Source organism: Streptococcus sp. 21.1 (assembly GCF_016648635.1).
Lineage (GTDB): Bacteria > Bacillota > Bacilli > Lactobacillales > Streptococcaceae > Streptococcus.
In genome coordinates this window covers 125,460-141,246 of the sequence record NZ_JACLQL010000004.1, presented here as the reverse complement: position 1 = coordinate 141,246, position 15,787 = coordinate 125,460, and the positions used below count along the sequence as shown (strand labels likewise).

The 15,787-nt window shown below is 36.9% G+C and carries 20 protein-coding genes and 1 pseudogene; 9 read left to right on the top strand and 12 right to left on the bottom strand.

Translation table 11 applies throughout. From position 1 onward, the window contains the following. Positions 1 to 93 precede the first annotated feature (93 nt). From H7U01_RS04730 to H7U01_RS04685, 10 genes are all read right to left on the bottom strand, one after another. Entirely contained in the window at positions 94 to 1,359 is a 1,266-nt protein-coding gene (locus tag H7U01_RS04730) for a tyrosine-type recombinase/integrase (RefSeq protein WP_201041193.1), read from the bottom strand. Between the two features lie 89 nt (positions 1,360 to 1,448). Further along, a complete protein-coding gene (locus tag H7U01_RS04725; protein WP_084871079.1) occupies positions 1,449 to 1,697 on the bottom strand; it encodes a MerR family transcriptional regulator in 249 nt (82 codons plus the stop codon). Then, positions 1,690 to 2,295 (bottom strand): replication protein, encoded by a 606-nt coding sequence (locus tag H7U01_RS04720; RefSeq protein ID WP_084871078.1) that lies wholly within the window; start codon positions 2,293 to 2,295, stop codon positions 1,690 to 1,692. Before H7U01_RS04720 ends, H7U01_RS04725 begins: the two co-directional genes overlap by 8 nt. Positions 2,296 to 2,500: 205 nt before the next feature. Beyond that, on the bottom strand, positions 2,501 to 3,106 hold the full coding sequence (locus H7U01_RS04715; protein WP_201041192.1) for a hypothetical protein: 606 nt from the start codon (positions 3,104 to 3,106) through the stop codon (positions 2,501 to 2,503). Further along, positions 3,103 to 4,203 (bottom strand): type IV secretion system DNA-binding domain-containing protein, encoded by a 1,101-nt coding sequence (locus H7U01_RS04710; protein ID WP_084871076.1) that lies wholly within the window; start codon positions 4,201 to 4,203, stop codon positions 3,103 to 3,105. The genes H7U01_RS04715 and H7U01_RS04710 overlap by 4 nt, the downstream gene beginning before the upstream one ends. Next, the gene (locus H7U01_RS04705; protein WP_037608226.1) at positions 4,203 to 4,523 is read right to left on the bottom strand and encodes a hypothetical protein; all 321 of its coding nucleotides are present in this window, start codon (positions 4,521 to 4,523) and stop codon (positions 4,203 to 4,205) included. The genes H7U01_RS04710 and H7U01_RS04705 overlap by 1 nt, the downstream gene beginning before the upstream one ends. Before the next feature lie 199 nt (positions 4,524 to 4,722). After that, entirely contained in the window at positions 4,723 to 5,172 is a 450-nt protein-coding gene (locus H7U01_RS04700) for an RNA polymerase sigma factor (RefSeq protein WP_201041191.1), read from the bottom strand. Between the two features lie 320 nt (positions 5,173 to 5,492). Next, positions 5,493 to 6,908, bottom strand: coding sequence for a helix-turn-helix domain-containing protein (locus tag H7U01_RS04695; RefSeq protein WP_084871074.1), 1,416 nt, complete (start codon positions 6,906 to 6,908; stop codon positions 5,493 to 5,495). A 43-nt stretch (positions 6,909 to 6,951) separates the two neighbouring features. Beyond that, positions 6,952 to 7,290: a Cd(II)/Zn(II)-sensing metalloregulatory transcriptional regulator CadX gene (gene cadX, locus H7U01_RS04690; RefSeq protein ID WP_000711078.1), complete on the bottom strand. Its 339-nt coding sequence runs from the start codon at positions 7,288 to 7,290 to the stop codon at positions 6,952 to 6,954. A gap of 11 nt (positions 7,291 to 7,301) precedes the next feature. Continuing rightward, complete coding sequence (locus H7U01_RS04685; protein WP_002911684.1) at positions 7,302 to 7,916, bottom strand: CadD family cadmium resistance transporter; 615 nt, start codon at positions 7,914 to 7,916, stop codon at positions 7,302 to 7,304. 28 nt (positions 7,917 to 7,944) lie between these two features. Here H7U01_RS04685 and H7U01_RS10005 point away from each other — a divergent pair. Further along, positions 7,945 to 8,130, top strand: a pseudogene (locus tag H7U01_RS10005) (FanG protein). Positions 8,131 to 8,208: 78 nt separating this feature from the next. Here H7U01_RS10005 and rpmG read toward each other — a convergent pair. Both rpmG and rpmF read right to left on the bottom strand, forming a co-directional pair. After that, the gene (gene rpmG / locus H7U01_RS04680; RefSeq protein ID WP_002262412.1) at positions 8,209 to 8,358 is read right to left on the bottom strand and encodes a 50S ribosomal protein L33; all 150 of its coding nucleotides are present in this window, start codon (positions 8,356 to 8,358) and stop codon (positions 8,209 to 8,211) included. 15 nt (positions 8,359 to 8,373) lie between these two features. Next, positions 8,374 to 8,556, bottom strand: a complete 183-nt coding sequence (gene rpmF, locus H7U01_RS04675) for a 50S ribosomal protein L32 (protein ID WP_002892130.1) — start codon at positions 8,554 to 8,556, stop codon at positions 8,374 to 8,376. Positions 8,557 to 8,786: 230 nt separating this feature from the next. Between rpmF and H7U01_RS04670 the strand changes: the two genes are divergently transcribed. The 8 genes from H7U01_RS04670 to H7U01_RS04645 all read left to right on the top strand — a co-directional run bounded on the left by H7U01_RS04670 (position 8,787) and on the right by H7U01_RS04645 (position 15,768). Next, complete coding sequence (locus H7U01_RS04670; protein WP_064523607.1) at positions 8,787 to 9,899, top strand: vitamin B12 independent methionine synthase; 1,113 nt, start codon at positions 8,787 to 8,789, stop codon at positions 9,897 to 9,899. Positions 9,900 to 9,964: 65 nt separating this feature from the next. Continuing rightward, complete coding sequence (locus H7U01_RS10000) at positions 9,965 to 10,096, top strand: PTS transporter subunit EIIB (protein WP_064523604.1); 132 nt, start codon at positions 9,965 to 9,967, stop codon at positions 10,094 to 10,096. A 99-nt stretch (positions 10,097 to 10,195) separates the two neighbouring features. Beyond that, on the top strand, positions 10,196 to 10,438 hold the full coding sequence (locus H7U01_RS09995) for a hypothetical protein (protein ID WP_253183486.1): 243 nt from the start codon (positions 10,196 to 10,198) through the stop codon (positions 10,436 to 10,438). A 24-nt stretch (positions 10,439 to 10,462) separates the two neighbouring features. Beyond that, the gene (locus H7U01_RS09990; RefSeq protein ID WP_260318080.1) at positions 10,463 to 11,110 is read left to right on the top strand and encodes a PTS transporter subunit EIIC; all 648 of its coding nucleotides are present in this window, start codon (positions 10,463 to 10,465) and stop codon (positions 11,108 to 11,110) included. 152 nt (positions 11,111 to 11,262) lie between these two features. Further along, on the top strand, positions 11,263 to 12,543 hold the full coding sequence (gene hisS / locus H7U01_RS04660) for a histidine--tRNA ligase (RefSeq protein WP_139724360.1): 1,281 nt from the start codon (positions 11,263 to 11,265) through the stop codon (positions 12,541 to 12,543). A 7-nt stretch (positions 12,544 to 12,550) separates the two neighbouring features. Further along, positions 12,551 to 12,973, top strand: coding sequence for a hypothetical protein (locus tag H7U01_RS04655; RefSeq protein ID WP_002885776.1), 423 nt, complete (start codon positions 12,551 to 12,553; stop codon positions 12,971 to 12,973). A 109-nt stretch (positions 12,974 to 13,082) separates the two neighbouring features. Continuing rightward, positions 13,083 to 14,834: an aspartate--tRNA ligase gene (aspS, locus tag H7U01_RS04650; protein ID WP_201041190.1), complete on the top strand. Its 1,752-nt coding sequence runs from the start codon at positions 13,083 to 13,085 to the stop codon at positions 14,832 to 14,834. After that, complete coding sequence (locus tag H7U01_RS04645) at positions 14,827 to 15,768, top strand: YitT family protein (protein ID WP_201041189.1); 942 nt, start codon at positions 14,827 to 14,829, stop codon at positions 15,766 to 15,768. The genes aspS and H7U01_RS04645 overlap by 8 nt, the downstream gene beginning before the upstream one ends. Positions 15,769 to 15,787: the final 19 nt, after the last annotated feature.

Sequence of the window (15,787 nt, the reverse complement as noted above, 5' to 3'; positions counted from 1 at the left end):
GTTAAATAATTTCTATTTTAGCTGTTAGAAACGTTGGTACATCAATGTTTTTAGAATGCTACATAATAAAAGGTAGAGTGAATGGTAGAGTAGTTATTGCGTTAGTTCAGCAATCTTTTCAAGATAAATCCCCACAGCTTCTAACTTTCGTTGTGGTGCTAATTCAGCGTAAGTATCCATTGTAGTTGAAATGGATTTATGTCCCATTCTGACTTGGAGTTCTTTCCAATTTGTTCCAGCATTAAGTAGCATTGAAGCATGAGTATGTCGGAATAAATGGAAACCATAGTTTGGTAATCCAAGACCTACTAACCTTTTCTTAAGAATTGTTCTCTCGTTTCTATCACACATATAGTTCCCATAGATTGTAGGGAAAATCAGTTTTGTTCTATGTCTGTTGTGCAATTCGAGATACTCGTTCATTTCATTGTGAAAATCTCGAAGTGCCTCAAGTATAGACAAAGGAACTGGAATAGAGCGATTGCCTGCATCAGTTTTGGGTGTTGCTTTACAGATAACTTTCCCTTTTGTTCCGGTCTTTTTGTTAGCTGTTTTCCAAAGTAATGTTTTATTGACACTAATAGAGTATTCTTCAAAGTTCAAATCATCAATTATCAATGCTAATAACTCATTTATGCGCAAGGCTGAAGCTAAGAGTGTATTACAAATCAGCTTAAACCGTCGATTGGCTCTACTGTTATCTAAGCTTTCAAGATAGTTAAGCCACCTAGCAAGACTATCATCATGTAAAACCATGATACGTTTCTCACTAGACTTTGGCTTTGGTGGAATCTTGATAGCATTTACAGGATTAGCAGTCAGACCATAGTTAGTAATGCCATAGTCAAAAATATCTTTCAACTTATGAATAACAGCACCGAAATCTTTTGCACATCCTTTATTTGCACGCTTTACACCTGATTCAACTGATTTTTTTGATTTCTTTGCTAGGTCATTTAACCATAACTGAATATCAGCAGATTCAATTTTATCTGGTTTGTAATCTCCGAATTTAGGGATAATATAATTATCTAGGTAGCCCCTTACCCTATTTAATGTATTATGTGAACTAACCCAAGTTTGATAAGCTTGAAACCAAGCTTCGGCTAAATATTCCAGCGTATTAATAGACACATTCTCTTTTCGAGTAAATCCATTTCTTTCAAAGTCTAAGCGAGCTTGAATAACTTCTCTATCAAGCTGCTTAAGTGTTTTTGCAGTAATAGTTGTTGTGACTTGTTTGCCAGTTTTAACATCTTTACCGAGAAATGCTCCTTTGAGCGTATACGAAATGGATTTATCTTTTTTGATTTTTTTAATGACCTTTTTGCCATTATGGATAATTGTTTCAGTTTCCATGTTTGCCTTTCTTCAGGGATATTGAAGTAGGCTAAAATAGTTACCACTCTTTCTTTTAGATAAAACTATTTTAGCACAAATTTTCAATATTAGGATTGTAAGAAGTTAATAACATCATCTAGTAAATAGAAGACAGTTCGTGTTCCCTCAATTGGAGGTTCTAATCTTTTTAATCCTTTTCGTTCCCATGTTTTTAGTGTGTTTGGAGAGATATTTAGCTGTTTTAGCAATTCTCGCTGTTGTACTATCTTTGGTGGTATGTTCTGTTCTTTGATTTGAATGAGTTTGATAAGTGTTTGCAATGATTGTTCAATTTGTTCTAATTTTTCGTTATTCATTATTTTCTTTCTCCTCTGTGTTTGAATTATGGAGTCGATTAGGATTATATCGTCGTGAATCTAGGTACTTGGCGAAGAAATACGTACGTTCAATGATTAGAGATAGTAAATTGGTATTGTTTGCTCGGGCATACCAGACCAATTCTTCAAATTCGCTAAAGTCGTTCTCTTCGATAATATCGACTACTTCATGGATAAAATCCGAGGAGTTCATCTCCATCAAGAATTTTTCCAAATTAAAGCCACAACCGACTTCAATATCCTCAATGTTATAGGGGGTCTTATCTGGATTCTCCGCATGAGTAAAGTAGTCAAATAAACCAGTGGGAGACATAACTACCTCCACATGTGCTGGACCGTTCAGTTTGTCACTGATGATATTTGATACTTGAGAATAGCTTTTCAGTGAATCAAAGAAGAAAGCACCGTGTTTGTGCGACTTTTTGAACTCTCCTGTTTGTTTATTAACATCTTTATCATGCCAAGGACTAAGAATAAAGGGGATATGAAGTTCCTCTAAGATAGTCAAGTAGTCCTCTGGTGCGCTTTCCTCGTAGAAGAGAAACGTCCATTTGGTTGAGCGCTGTTCTTTTGCCATAGGCAGTTACCTCATTTCTTTTGGGCTCTATTACTAAGGAGAAATGGCAGGTCAGATGCAAAGTTTTTTGAAAAAAATTGAATTTTTTGTGATTATTGATTATTGACCTATTGGGGGTCGTAGTAACCCCAATAGGTCATGATAGATAAGAATATAAAAAGGGGCTGTCTGGCTTTTGCTTAACGCAAGCCACAGCCCCAAGGTATTAACGTTTTTGTCCAGTGAACCACAATTGGTTACGAACTCGAATAGGAGAGGAGAAATAATAGTCTGCGTGTTGGCTGACGATTTCTTCTTTTAATTGTGCTTCCATCTCTTTTAGGATTTTTTGCCCCTGTTGGTCTCTAGGGACTTTTAGAAAAATAGTGATGGCATCTTTTCGTATATCTACAATACACTTGCGAACAGCTCGGTTAAATCCGTTATGGATTGGATTGATAGTGGTAACGGTCTGGTGTTCAAGGTTGCTTATCTTCTGTACTCGTTCACGCTGAAACAGGAAGTGTCGCAACAGGAAAGTGTGATAGACAGATTGGATATAGTTCCAAAAACTATCTGTTTTCAACCGTTGTATTATCTCTGATCCAGCCAATAATAAAGCAAGTAGTAGAGAAACAAGAGCAATTCTATGGCAAACGGAACCAATGATATCCGTAGTACTTTTGACCGTATCTAGATTGACAAATGTGATGTTGGTTAATTGAACTGAAAGAAAGTTGAATAACCAGCCAAATGCAGAACAGATAGGAGCAAATAGAAATAAGTATAGTATGAGATTAAAACTTCTCATAAAGTAGGTTTTATTGGTCATAGGATACCTCGTTTAGTGTAGTAGGTTGGGCAGAGTAAGGGGAGAACTTGGTAGGGATGTTCATTGTCAATAACTTGAATGAGACCTGTCCCATGTCCTGTTGGAATGACAATACCCTCTGGGTCTAAGTCTGGAAATAAAAATTGAGTAGTTTTCTGATTGATATTTCCAATTTGTAACAATACGTTTAGCTGTTCCCTCACTGAAATTGGGATAGTATTGTGGTCAAAACGCTGGCTTACTAAGAACAAATGGATTTTGGTAGCACGCCCTAACAAGGCAATCTGTGAGAGTAAGGAGAAAAAGGCTTCTTTGATATTCTTATTGACTCCCTCTGATAGAGCTAGGACTTCATCAATGACAATGGTTAGATGGGTAAATTGATGATTGGGGTTATCATACAAAATAGCTTGTCGTTTCTGAATGAGGTTTGCGCACTGACTTAATTGTTCATTGACCTGTGAAACAAAATCAGATTTTGAACGATTTTCGACAGGGTGGATAACTGCAATTTGATTTTCTCTTGCCCAACGACTTGGTGTATCGAATTTAGGATCAATGATAATTAAGTCAGACATATGCTTCAGTACACTCAAAAAGTAAGTGAGGGCGTACGATTTCCCAGAACCTGAATTTCCAGCAATAGCCCAGTGATTGACCTTGTCTAAATTGAGTTCAAAGTGCTTCATGATAGGAATTTTCCCATGTGGTAATCTGGCTGAAAACTTATCCAAATCAGGAATGGCTAAACGTTCTGAAATTCCTCTTTTCCAAGGGAAGAATAAACCACGTTTAATGTGTAAGTCATCCGTTTCTAGAGGGACAAAATAGGTAGCGTTTTGTTTTAGGAGTGTGTATTGTGGATAAAGTGAAGCATTGGCAATCAGATAGATTTTTTTGTACAAGTCATCATCAAGGATATAGGCACATGGCAGACGAGGGACAAAGATAAACCCGTCTTCTTGAATAACAATATTAAAAGAATTGGTGTAGCTGGTTTCTCCCTGCATTAAAGCCCCCAGAGCCATGTTTAGGCTCTGGAGCAGGTAAGATTGCAGGTAAGATTGGTTCAGCACATCACGAGATTGTGAACTCATTACCGAACCTCCTTGATACCATTTGCTCGGAAGTAAATGTTATATTTTACTTCGCAGGCTTGTAGAGTGTCAAATTGAATCATGGATTGAAAAGCTGGAAGCTCAATCGTATCTTCAAATTTTACTTGGAAAGGGTCTTGCCCTTCCTGTACAAACCATGCTTTATAGGCTACGATTTCTCCGGTTGGTTTTCCTTCTTCAAACCGTTGTTGTGGTTCAAGTTCGGTACTAAGTGAGTAAATCGGTTGTTTTTGACTGATAATTTTATCAGCCAACGTAGTTGTATAACCACCTTTTGTGGTTTTCATTTTAAACGCCATAGGGCAAATCCTCCTTATGAATAAGAGATAGTGTGAATGCGACAGGCTCGGTTTGGGTCATGAGCTGGACTTTGTTTTTTAGGTTATCTGACCACCTCCTCATTACTAAGGAGAATGAGACAGCTAAACGCAAAGTTATTTATTGAATTTTTAATTTTTTTACAAAAAATCCAGTGACAGAGACACTGGATTTGAGGGATTAGCGGTAAGCTTTTAATAAAGGAGCTAATTTTTTTAGCGCTTTACAATAATGGGATTTAACAGTTACATCACTCATTTTCTTATAATGTTCAGTGATATAGCGAGCCGTTTCTTTATAGCTTGAACCTTGTTCCGCTATCATTTCAACAATTTTACTGTCAATTGCTGATAAGGATGCTTTAGCTTCACGAATAGCTTGTCTTAACTCTTCTAGGATTAAAGCCTCTTCGGGATTCAAATCAGAGCTTGCAACTACTTCATAGCGTTCACGTCGTTTACCATCATTACGAGATATGCTTTCTTCCATACTTCGTTTTTGGTGGTATCGGTCACGCCGTTCTGAGTTACTTTGTTCTTGTTGTAGAAGATGAACAACGGTTTTCCAGTCTTTAGCTTCAGCAGCTTTTGCGATTTTACGCTCACGGCGTTCTTTGACTTTATTGCTCATAATGATGAGCTCCTTTCCGTCCTTGGACAGAAGGAAACAAAATGAGCAAATATTGAACGCTGAGTATGCTAAAAGGCACAACAAAGAAACAGCGAAACAATTCTATGCAAGACATGACCTTTATCGTCATGTCATCATATTTGTTTCAATCTGTCCTTTGATGGCCATCAATTTGGACTATTAAAATTTATATCAAGAGTTTTTCTTGATATATTCAGTATAAGGCGTAATGTTCTTTTATTTTTTACTTCTTTTTTTACTTCAATAGACTAATTTGTAAAACGAAGCGCAAAAAAAAGACTAGGCGATTCACCTAGTCTTTAAAGAGCAAATTTTCGTATCTCCTCTTCACTTAATAATTTAATAAAGGCCTGTTGTACGTTATCTAAAGCGTGAGCCATTGACAGCAACTCCTTATTTAATTGTTCTTGGAAATAGTATGTTACTTGGGTGTTATTAGTCAATAACCCCACAATATGGCGATTGACGCTTGTATTGTCTAAATTAATATCATATAGGTCAACTAAATCAATAAGGTCGATTTCGCTTAGTCCTTGAGCTGCAGCTTCTTCAATTCTTTTCTTATCCTCTAGTGAAAATCTTGTGGGCTCTATTTGAATACTGGATATTTCCTGAATTGGTCTTGTTGCATAAGGATTGGAAACCCAGCTGATTATTTCATCAAAAGTTTTTTCCTCAATCCTTTCTATATCAGTGGATTTATGAATACGAATACCCATATTTGTTAGCTCCTTTTCAGAATATTTTTGGTACAAGTCTGTGATATCTTTACCTTGACTTACTAACTTCATAAAGTCATAATTTATCTGTTCAAATTTTGATTTATCTATTTTTTGACTTCCGTTTGACTTAATTGATAAAGTTGACCTTGCTTTTTTGGAACTAACTAACGGAACGGACGTAAGGTAAGATTTTGGGATATTTTCTTTATACATTCGTTCTAGAATATCATCAACCAGAAATCCGATATTGAATAGTGGATTTTCTTTGAGTTTTTTTATTAGATTAGGGATAATTTCTGTCGAAACATTATCATACCACCATTTATTGATGAGAGGATCAATGTTTTCTTGCCTAAATGTTGAGGGCATGTCATTTCCGTCTAATTCAAATAGGATACCACATACATTAACTTCAAATGATTTAATTAAATTATCCCCTAACATCAACCAAAGAATATCAAACATTTCTTCAAAATCAATGACAGTCAATTCATTGATGGTACTGGTTCTAAAACTTCTAGCGAGGTTATAACTTTTTTCACCAACAGTAATGTCAATGTCATCTTTCTTGTGAAAAGTATCCATTTCAGTTTCAGTAGAAATCATAAATCTTTTTCTCTGAATATTGAAATTTGCAAATGTCTTGGCAATACTTAGACAACTTGATTGGATTGAAATTAAATCATCACTCATGAAAGAATATAGGTTTTCATCTACAGACTCTAAATCTCTATATAAAATAGAACCGAAAAAATAATGAAACAGATTCTCAATAAACTCATCTAACTCTCCAAAAACGATATACGTATAGCTCGAAGCGGTTTGAGTATTTAAATAAACTAACATCGTACTCGTAATTGGTCGCTTACCACTTTCAACTTGGCTAACTTGACCTGCATTACCTAGGTCGCTTTGCTTTAAATTATACTTTTTTCTTAAACATTTGATACGAGCAGGTATTTCTTGTGAGTAATTTTCATCAAAAAATTTCATATATAATCTCCCTATAATCATGGAAAAGTAATAAAAATAGTTATTATCCTAGTTGATTAAAAAAATCTCTGATTTCCTCATCTTTTATAAAATAATATATAATTTTCCCCTCTCTTCTAGTGTCCAAGATGTTTTGATTGGCTAGTTTACGAAGATGGTGGGAGGCAGATGCCATACTGAGATTTAATAAACAGGCTATATCGCAGACACAGAGTTCTTCGACGGCAAGGAGATAAAAGATGATATTTATCTGTTTATTATCGGTAAATTTTGATAAAATGCGAAGTGATTTTTGGACTTTTTCCTTTTCAAGGTAGTTCGTTGCGGTTGTAACATTTTGTTGATTTATAACATCCACTTGACAGATACTATCTTTTTTCATAATTTTTTCTCCTAGCCTAACACAGCCCATAGCATGTCAAAGCTGTTGTTTTCAATCAGGATATACATCCCCAATCCTAAATAGACAACGGCAATAAACCATCTGCTATATTTTTCCAAAGTTTCTCCAACAGAAGGGACTTGTGCCAATTTTTGGGCAGAAAAAACCAAGAGATAAATCATGACTAGAAAAGTAAGTAAAGTCACTATCAAATTCGCTAAATTTAAGGTGGTAAAATATGGGACAAAGACACCAATATTGTCAGCGCCACAACTTGCAAAAGTAATCATAGCGACTAGAAAAATCAGGTTTTTGTTGTCTTTTCGCAAACCATCTTTTGCAATAGCTTCTCCATCAGAATCTCCTAAAAGCAAAACTTTGAGGCCTAGGAAAATTGGAATCAAACCGAGTAAACCTAAAATCTCTTTACTAGGAATATAATTTAAGACAAATGCAAAAAGCAAACTTAGGAATATTAGACTAACAGAGCCTAGAAATTGTCCTAAATAGATGTTAATGATGTCCTTTCTGCTTTTTCTTTTGGCAAAAAATAACATTAGGATAATAAGTAAGTCTACGGCTGTCCCAGAATACAGGATTATTGAAGTAACAATATTTTGAATCATAAAACACCTCATTCAAATATATTTTTGAATGTATTCTAACATTAAACTTTGTAGATGTCAACTTAAAATCCACCAAAATATAGATAAGAAGTTAGTGTACTAAATATTAAAAAGCCCTGCCATCGAAATGATAGCAGGGCTTAACTTCAATATCCAGATGATATATTTATCTAAAAAAGGTAGAGTAAAAGGTAGAGTTTTTATTGATTTGTAGTGCGATATAATGAGTTTCAAAAAATCAAAAATCGCTTAAAATCAATATTTTGACGTCTATTGACGTGTACTGAAACCCTTACTTAACCTCAGTAAAGATTACGTGTTTACGCAATTTTGGTGAGTATTTTTTCAATTGAAGACGGTCTGGAGTGTTACGTTTGTTTTTTGAAGTAAGGTACAAGCGTTCACCAGATTCTTTGTGTTCAAGTGTAATATTTACGCGCATGGTATCTCCCTTCTATTATTTAGTTGCGTTAGCTTTAGCGATTTTACGTCCTTTGTAGTATCCTTTAAGTGATACACGGTGTGAACGTGAGTAATCTCCAGTTGTTTCGTCAAATTGTACTGATGGAGCAGTCAATTTGTAGTGTGTACGACGTTTGTTTTTCTTCGCTTTTGAAGTGTGACGTGCAGGTACTGCCATTTCTTTATTTCCTCCGAATTAATATTTATGTTCTTGATTTTAAATCAACTATAACAGAATAACATATCTTTTTTGTAAAGTAAAGTTGCTTGACAAAAAAACTTTCCAAGAAATAATATAGTTAAAAACTATATCTTGCGATAACAAATATATATTTCACAGCTATAACAGCAAGTGCTAGAATAGGCTTATTATTACATTAAGTGAAAGCATAAAAGGAGTAAATAACTATGAGTAAAGTCCATTATCATTTTGATCATGTTGGCTCTTACCTTCGTCCACAAGCTTTAAAAGAAGCACGTGAAAAATTTGCCAATGGTGAAATCTCGCAAGAAGAATTGTTGAAAGTACAAGATGAATTGGTTAAGGAATTGGTTCATCATGAGGTAGAAAATGGTCTTCAAGTAGTTTCTGATGGTGAATTTGGTCGTTCTTGGTGGCACCTTGATTTCCTATGGAACCTAACTGGTTTTGAAGCTTACCAACAAGAAGATTCATATAAATTCCATGGAGCTAAGACACGTACAACCAACGTTCGTATCAATGGTAAGATTGCCGAAAATCCTAATCATCCTTTCTATCGTGACTTTGAATATCTTAAATCAGTGACTCCTGAAGGAATTACTCCAAAAGTAACTATTCCAAGTCCATCACTCATCATTAACCGTGACCACCGTAGTGATCTTTATGCAGATTACTATGATTCATGGACAGATTTTCTTGATGATTTGGCAAAAGCTTACCATGATACCATCCAACATTTCTACGATTTGGGTGCACGTTATGTGCAGTTGGATGATACGACTTGGGGTTATTTGATTCAACAGTTTGAGAATGAAAAAAATAATCCTGAGAAAACAGCTGAGTTGGTAAAAATTGCTGAGGATGATGTATACACTATCAATAAAGCCTTGGAAGGTCTTCCAGAAGATTTGACTTTGGCTACTCATATTTGTCGTGGAAACTTTAAATCAACTTATCTTTTTGAAGGTGGCTATGATTCAGTAGCTAAATATCTTGGGAAATTGAATTATGATATCTTCTTCTTGGAATACGATGATGCGCGTTCAGGTAGCTTCGCACCACTTCCAACGATTTGGAATAACCGTGATCATGTTGAATTGGTGCTTGGTGTGATTACTTCTAAGAATCCAGCTTTGGAAGATGTAGATGCTGTCATCGCTCGTATTCATGAAGCGGCTGAGCTTGTACCACTTAAGAATCTTGGTATCTCAACTCAATGTGGTTTTGCATCAACTGAAGAAGGCAATATCTTGACTGAGCAAGACGAGTGGAATAAATTACAATTGATTAAAACAATTACTGATAAAGTTTGGTCATAATAGAAAAAATGTAGAGGACAGGCTCAGCTTGTTCTCTCTTTTTATGAGTATAGAAAGGAAGTGTCATGAACTATAAAGAGACAGGACAGAAGATTTTAGATGCTATAGGAGGAAAGGATAAAGTTCAGAATCTTGTAAACTGTGCTAAACGTTTATGTTTTACCTTAGCGGATGATAAAGTTGTTCAAACTATCTAAGGTATTGTGAGTTTGGCTAAGAGTGGTGGCCAGTATCAAGTTGTTGTTGGAGTGATGCACCAAATGTATACCGTGCTTTGGAAGGCTTATTAGACCTAGATGAAGTGTCTAAGGAATCATAGGAAAAACAAGACAGAACTCCTCTTAGCCCTTATTTCTGGGATTTTCACACCAATCTTACCGGTAATTACAGCAGCAGGGATGATCAAAGCCGTTTTGTCTCTTTTGGTTGTCTTTAAGGTAGCAGCTGTAGATGATGTTAACGATCAAGTTCTTAATTTTATTGGTGATGCTGAATTTTATTTTTTACCTGTATTTTTAGGTGCTTCAGCAGCTCGATAGTTTAAGACAAACGCTCAATTGGAGATGTTGATTGGTGCTATTTTATTACACCCAACTTTTACGCCGATTGTGACAACTGCCAAGGAATCAGGTCATGGCGTCTCTTTCTTTAGTATTCCTCTTACATTAACTTCTTACTCATCAACGGTTATTCCTGTTATTTTGGCAGTTTGGTTTATGAGTTATGTGGAGCGCTTTGCAATTAAAATTTCATCAAAGGCTGTTAAATTTTTCTTGGTGCCTATGATTACGACCTTGATCACTGCAATAGTAACACTTTTGATTTTAGGTCCAGGTGCTTTGGCTTCAAATGTGGCTCAGGGTGGAGCAGCCCTTGCTATTGCTTTCAAAACTAAGGATACCAATAAAAAAGCTCTGGCTTCATCTGCTGGAATTACTGCGATTTGTGGGATTACGGAACCGGCTCTTTATGGGGTAACTTTGCAAAATAAAGCAGCCCTTATAGGATCTATTGTTGCAGGGGGAGTAGGTGGCTTCTTCCTTGGTATTTTAGGTGCGAGAAATTTTGCGGGTGGTTCCCCAGGTCTCTTGACGATTGCAGCCTATATCGGTGAAGATACACTTAAATATTTTTACACAGCTATTGCAGGTCTTGTAATTTCTGTTGTGGTATCTTTCATTGTGACCTTCATTCTTTATAAGGAAGATTAATGATTGTGGCAGGCCAAGAGGTCTGTTTCTTTCTTACGTTGAAAAATCCTCCACCATTTCCCAAAAGCTATATAAATTATGATAGAATAGAGTGATTATATCTGTAATAACGGAAAAGGAGGGCAGGTCTATTTGAGGCCTGTATCATCATTATGAAACTTCAAAAACCTAAGGGAACGCAGGATATTTTACCTGCGGATAGTGCCAAATGGCAGTACGTAGAAAATGTTGCACGTGAAACATTTAAGAAATACAATTATGGTGAAATTCGTACACCTATGTTTGAACATTACGAGGTCATTTCCCGTTCAGTAGGTGATACAACTGACATCGTTACTAAGGAAATGTATGATTTTCATGATAAGGGAGACCGTCATATTACACTTCGTCCAGAAGGAACAGCACCGGTTGTACGCTCTTATGTAGAAAACAAACTCTTTGCGCCAGAGGTCCAAAAACCTGTTAAAGTTTATTATATTGGATCAATGTTCCGTTATGAACGTCCTCAAGCAGGACGCTTGCGCGAGTTCCACCAACTAGGTGTAGAGTGCTTTGGATCAAAAAATCCTGCAACAGATGTTGAAACCATTGCTATGGCCTACCAACTCTTTAATACGCTTGGCATTAGGGATGTTACCCTTCATTTGAATAGCCTTGGAAATACTGAGAGTCGTCTGGCTTATCGTCAGGCCTTGATTGACTACTTGACACCGATGCGTGAAAGTTTGTCAAAAGATAGTCAACGCCGTTTGGATGAAAATCCTTTGCGAGTACTCGATTCAAAAGAAAAAGAAGATAAGGTTGCAGTTGAAAATGCTCCCTCTATCCTTGATTATTTAGATGAAGAAAGTCAAGCGCACTTTGACGAAGTACGTGCCATGCTCGATAGTCTTAACATTCCTTATGTGATTGATACTAATATGGTACGTGGTCTTGATTACTACAACCACACGATTTTTGAATTTATTACCACTATTGATAAGTCTGAATTGACAATCTGTGCAGGTGGTCGTTATGATAGTTTGGTTGAATACTTCGGTGGTCCAGAAACAGCTGGTTTTGGTTTTGGACTTGGTTTAGAACGCTTACTTTTGGTTCTTGATAAACAAGGTATTGAGCTTCCGGTGGAAGAAAGTCTGGATGTTTACATTGCAGTACTTGGTTCAGGTGCCAATGGCAAAGCTCTTGAGTTAGTTCAAGCTATCCGCTATCAAGGATTTAAGGCTGAACGTGATTACCTTGGACGTAAGATTAAGGCGCAATTTAAGTCAGCAGATACCTTCAAGGCCAAGACGGTTATCACATTAGGTGAGAGTGAAGTGGAGTCAGGTCAGGTCAATGTCAAAAATAATGCTACTCGTGAGGAAGTTACTGTAAGTTTCGAAGAGCTAACTAAAAACTTTGCAGCAGTCCTCGAACAGTTAGAAAAGTAGGGGGCATATGGTTAGTATAGTTGATATGCTCAAACGGAGTGAAAAGTTCAGTTTGGCTTTTGATCGCAGTATGCCCATTCGTTTCCAACAACAGTTTTGGCAGTTGATTGCCTTTCTTGATAAACATGACATTACTTGGTTTAATGATGAGCCTGCAAGTGATCATGCGATGTGTCAGCAATTACTTGGTCAAGTTTGGCGTCAAGATTGTCAAGATGTGGTCTTGAGTTTTGAAACACAGGAACGTTATTTGGGATGGCAGGTAGACGAGGAAACTGATGAACTTAGTGTTATCATTGAGGATGTTTACGGATTCCGTTGGAATAGTTTACTTGACTTAGAAACAGCCGATTATCGTTTTGAAGATTTTGAAGAGTTTGCTGAGGATTACGTGGATACTAGTGATTTGTTGAAACAATTTGGCAAATAGTTTTATAAAAAAGAAAGTCTATTAAAATTCTAACCTGAAATGGGTGGGGTTTTGATGGGCTTTTTGCTATAATAGTTAAGACTAAAAAATTAACGAAAGAAGTGTATTTATGGAACGTTCTATGTATGCCGGACGTGTTCGTAGTGAACACATCGGAACTACTATTACTTTGAAAGGTTGGGTATCTCGCCGTCGTAACCTCGGAGGTTTGATTTTCATCGATCTTCGTGACCGTGAAGGTTTGATGCAGTTGGTTGTTAACCCTGAAAATGCGGATGCTAATGTTGTTGAAACAGCTGAAAGCTTGCGTAGCGAATTTGTTATTGAAGTAACAGGAACTGTTGAAGCGCGTGAACAAGCTAATGATAACTTGCCTACAGGTGCTGTCGAACTTAAAGTTGAAGACCTTAAAGTCCTTAATACTGCCAAAACAACGCCATTTGAAATTAAAGATGGTGTTGAGGCTAGTGATGATACACGTATGCGTTACCGCTACTTGGATCTTCGTCGTCCAGAGATGTTGGAAAACTTTAAGCTCCGTGCAAAGGTAACTCACGCCATCCGAAATTATCTTGATGACTTGGAATTTATCGATGTTGAAACACCAATGTTGACAAAATCTACACCAGAAGGTGCTCGTGATTACTTGGTTCCAAGCCGTGTTAGCCAAGGTCACTTTTATGCTCTTCCGCAAAGTCCTCAAATCACTAAACAATTATTGATGAATGCTGGTTTTGACCGTTATTATCAAATTGTTAAGTGTTTCCGTGATGAAGATTTGCGTGGAGACCGTCAACCTGAGTTTACACAAGTTGACTTGGAAACCTCTTTCCTTAATGAGCAAGAAATCCAAGATATTACAGAGGGATTGATTGCTAAGGTTATGAAAGAAACTAAAGGGATTGAAGTTACATTACCATTCCCACGCATGTCTTATGATGATGCCATGAATAACTATGGTTCTGACAAGCCAGATACACGCTTTGACATGCTTTTACAAGACTTGACAGAGGTTGTCAAGGGTGTAGACTTCAAAGTGTTTGCTGAGGCACCAGCTGTTAAGGCAATTGTTGTCAAAGGAAATGCAGACAAATACTCACGTAAAAGTATTGACAAGTTGACAGAGTTTGCCAAACAATTTGGCGCTAAAGGTCTTGCTTGGGTTAAGATGACTGACGGAGCTCTAGCAGGTCCAGTTGCTAAATTCTTGACAAGTATTGAAGATAAGTTGACAGATGCTTTACACCTTGAAGAGAATGATCTAGTTCTTTTTGTAGCAGATACACTTGAAATCGCTAATAACACACTTGGTGCTTTGCGTAATCAAATTGCTAAAGAACTTGACATGATTGACAACACTAAGTTCAACTTCCTTTGGGTTGTCGATTGGCCAATGTTTGAGTGGTCTGAAGAAGAGGGACGCTATATGTCTGCTCACCACCCATTTACTTTGCCAACAGAAGATTCTGCAGCAGAGCTTGAAGGAGATCTTTCCAAGGTACGTGCTGTAGCTTATGATATTGTCTTGAATGGTTATGAGCTTGGTGGGGGTAGTCTACGTATCAATCATAAAGAACTACAGGAACGTATGTTGAAAGCCCTTGGTTTCTCTGAAGAATCAGCCTATGAGCAATTTGGATTCCTTCTTGAAGCTATGGACTATGGTTTCCCACCACATGGTGGTTTGGCTATCGGTCTTGACCGCTTCGTCATGCTTCTTGCAGGTAAAGATAATATCCGTGAAGTGATTGCCTTCCCTAAAAATAATAAGGCATCAGATCCTATGACTCAGGCTCCAAGTCTTGTGGCTGATAAACAGTTGGAAGAACTTGCCCTTCATGTAGATTTAGAAAATGAATAAAGCACCTCTTCATAAACATGTTAAATTTGTAGCGAAAAAGTCTGCGAAGAAAATGGGCGTTTTGCAGGCTGCACGTAGTATTTCCCGTGAAAAATATACTGAAAAAGTTTCAGCTTCTTTACTTTACGGGCTCTTATCGTCAATCGCCGTTAATTTCTTTTTTCAACCTGGACATGTTTACTCCAGTGGAGCAACAGGTTTTGCACAAGTTTTATCGGCATTGAGTGTTAGAACTTTAGGCTTTGAGATACCAGTATCATTGACTTTCTATGCAATTAATATCCCTCTCTTGATTCTGGCTTGGTATAAGATTGGCCATAAATTTACTATCTTTACCTTCATTACAGTAACGATGAGCTCCCTTTTTATTCAGGTGATGCCACATGTAATCTTGACAGAGGATCCTTTGATCAATGCTATCTTTGGTGGTTTGGTCATGGGAACGGGGATTGGTTTCGGTTTAAAATCACGTATCTCTAGTGGAGGGACGGATATCGTTAGCCTCACTATTCGTAAGAAAACAGGCCGTGATGTTGGTAATATCTCCTTGATTGTCAATGGAATTATCATGGTTTTTGCGGGCATTCTTTTTGGTTGGAAATATGCTCTTTATTCAATGGTGACTATTTTTGTTTCTAGTCGAGTTACAGATGCGATTTTCACAAAACAAAAGAAAATGCAGGCTATGATTGTTACAAGTAATCCAGATCCAGTTGTACGAATGATCCAGAAGAAACTCCACCGTGGAGTAACGTTGATTAATGATGCGGAAGGAACATATAATCACGAAAAGAAAGCCGTATTATTGGCGATTATTACGCGTGAAGAGTATACTGACTTCAAGCATTATATGAGAAAAGCAGACCCTAAAGCCTTTGTCTCCATTGCAGAAAATGTACATATTCTAGGTCGTTTTGTTGATTTAGATGACTAACAAAAAAAGGAAGTTGACG

Bases quoted from the DNA above. Each gene is read 5' to 3' on its own strand.
- rpmF (WP_002892130.1), bottom strand. From the start codon at position 8,556: ATGGCAGTACCTGCACGTCACACTTCAAAAGCGAAGAAAAACAAACGT.
- H7U01_RS04705 (WP_037608226.1), bottom strand. From the start codon at position 4,523: ATGGCGTTTAAAATGAAAACCACAAAAGGTGGTTATACAACTACGTTG.
- H7U01_RS04720 (WP_084871078.1), bottom strand. From the start codon at position 2,295: ATGGCAAAAGAACAGCGCTCAACCAAATGGACGTTTCTCTTCTACGAG.
- H7U01_RS04715 (WP_201041192.1), bottom strand. From the start codon at position 3,106: ATGACCAATAAAACCTACTTTATGAGAAGTTTTAATCTCATACTATAC.
- H7U01_RS09995 (WP_253183486.1), top strand. From the start codon at position 10,196: ATGAAGTGTCTAAGGAATCATAGGAAAAACAAGACAGAACTCCTCTTA.
- cadX (WP_000711078.1), bottom strand. From the start codon at position 7,290: ATGAAAAAAGATAGTATCTGTCAAGTGGATGTTATAAATCAACAAAAT.
- hisS (WP_139724360.1), top strand. From the start codon at position 11,263: ATGAAACTTCAAAAACCTAAGGGAACGCAGGATATTTTACCTGCGGAT.
- H7U01_RS09990 (WP_260318080.1), top strand. From the start codon at position 10,463: ATGTTGATTGGTGCTATTTTATTACACCCAACTTTTACGCCGATTGTG.
- H7U01_RS04695 (WP_084871074.1), bottom strand. From the start codon at position 6,908: ATGAAATTTTTTGATGAAAATTACTCACAAGAAATACCTGCTCGTATC.
- H7U01_RS04730 (WP_201041193.1), bottom strand. From the start codon at position 1,359: ATGGAAACTGAAACAATTATCCATAATGGCAAAAAGGTCATTAAAAAA.
- rpmG (WP_002262412.1), bottom strand. From the start codon at position 8,358: ATGCGCGTAAATATTACACTTGAACACAAAGAATCTGGTGAACGCTTG.
- aspS (WP_201041190.1), top strand. From the start codon at position 13,083: ATGGAACGTTCTATGTATGCCGGACGTGTTCGTAGTGAACACATCGGA.
- H7U01_RS04685 (WP_002911684.1), bottom strand. From the start codon at position 7,916: ATGATTCAAAATATTGTTACTTCAATAATCCTGTATTCTGGGACAGCC.
- H7U01_RS10000 (WP_064523604.1), top strand. From the start codon at position 9,965: ATGAACTATAAAGAGACAGGACAGAAGATTTTAGATGCTATAGGAGGA.
- H7U01_RS04710 (WP_084871076.1), bottom strand. From the start codon at position 4,203: ATGAGTTCACAATCTCGTGATGTGCTGAACCAATCTTACCTGCAATCT.
- H7U01_RS04700 (WP_201041191.1), bottom strand. From the start codon at position 5,172: ATGAGCAATAAAGTCAAAGAACGCCGTGAGCGTAAAATCGCAAAAGCT.
- H7U01_RS04725 (WP_084871079.1), bottom strand. From the start codon at position 1,697: ATGAATAACGAAAAATTAGAACAAATTGAACAATCATTGCAAACACTT.
- H7U01_RS04655 (WP_002885776.1), top strand. From the start codon at position 12,551: ATGGTTAGTATAGTTGATATGCTCAAACGGAGTGAAAAGTTCAGTTTG.
- H7U01_RS04670 (WP_064523607.1), top strand. From the start codon at position 8,787: ATGAGTAAAGTCCATTATCATTTTGATCATGTTGGCTCTTACCTTCGT.
- H7U01_RS04645 (WP_201041189.1), top strand. From the start codon at position 14,827: ATGAATAAAGCACCTCTTCATAAACATGTTAAATTTGTAGCGAAAAAG.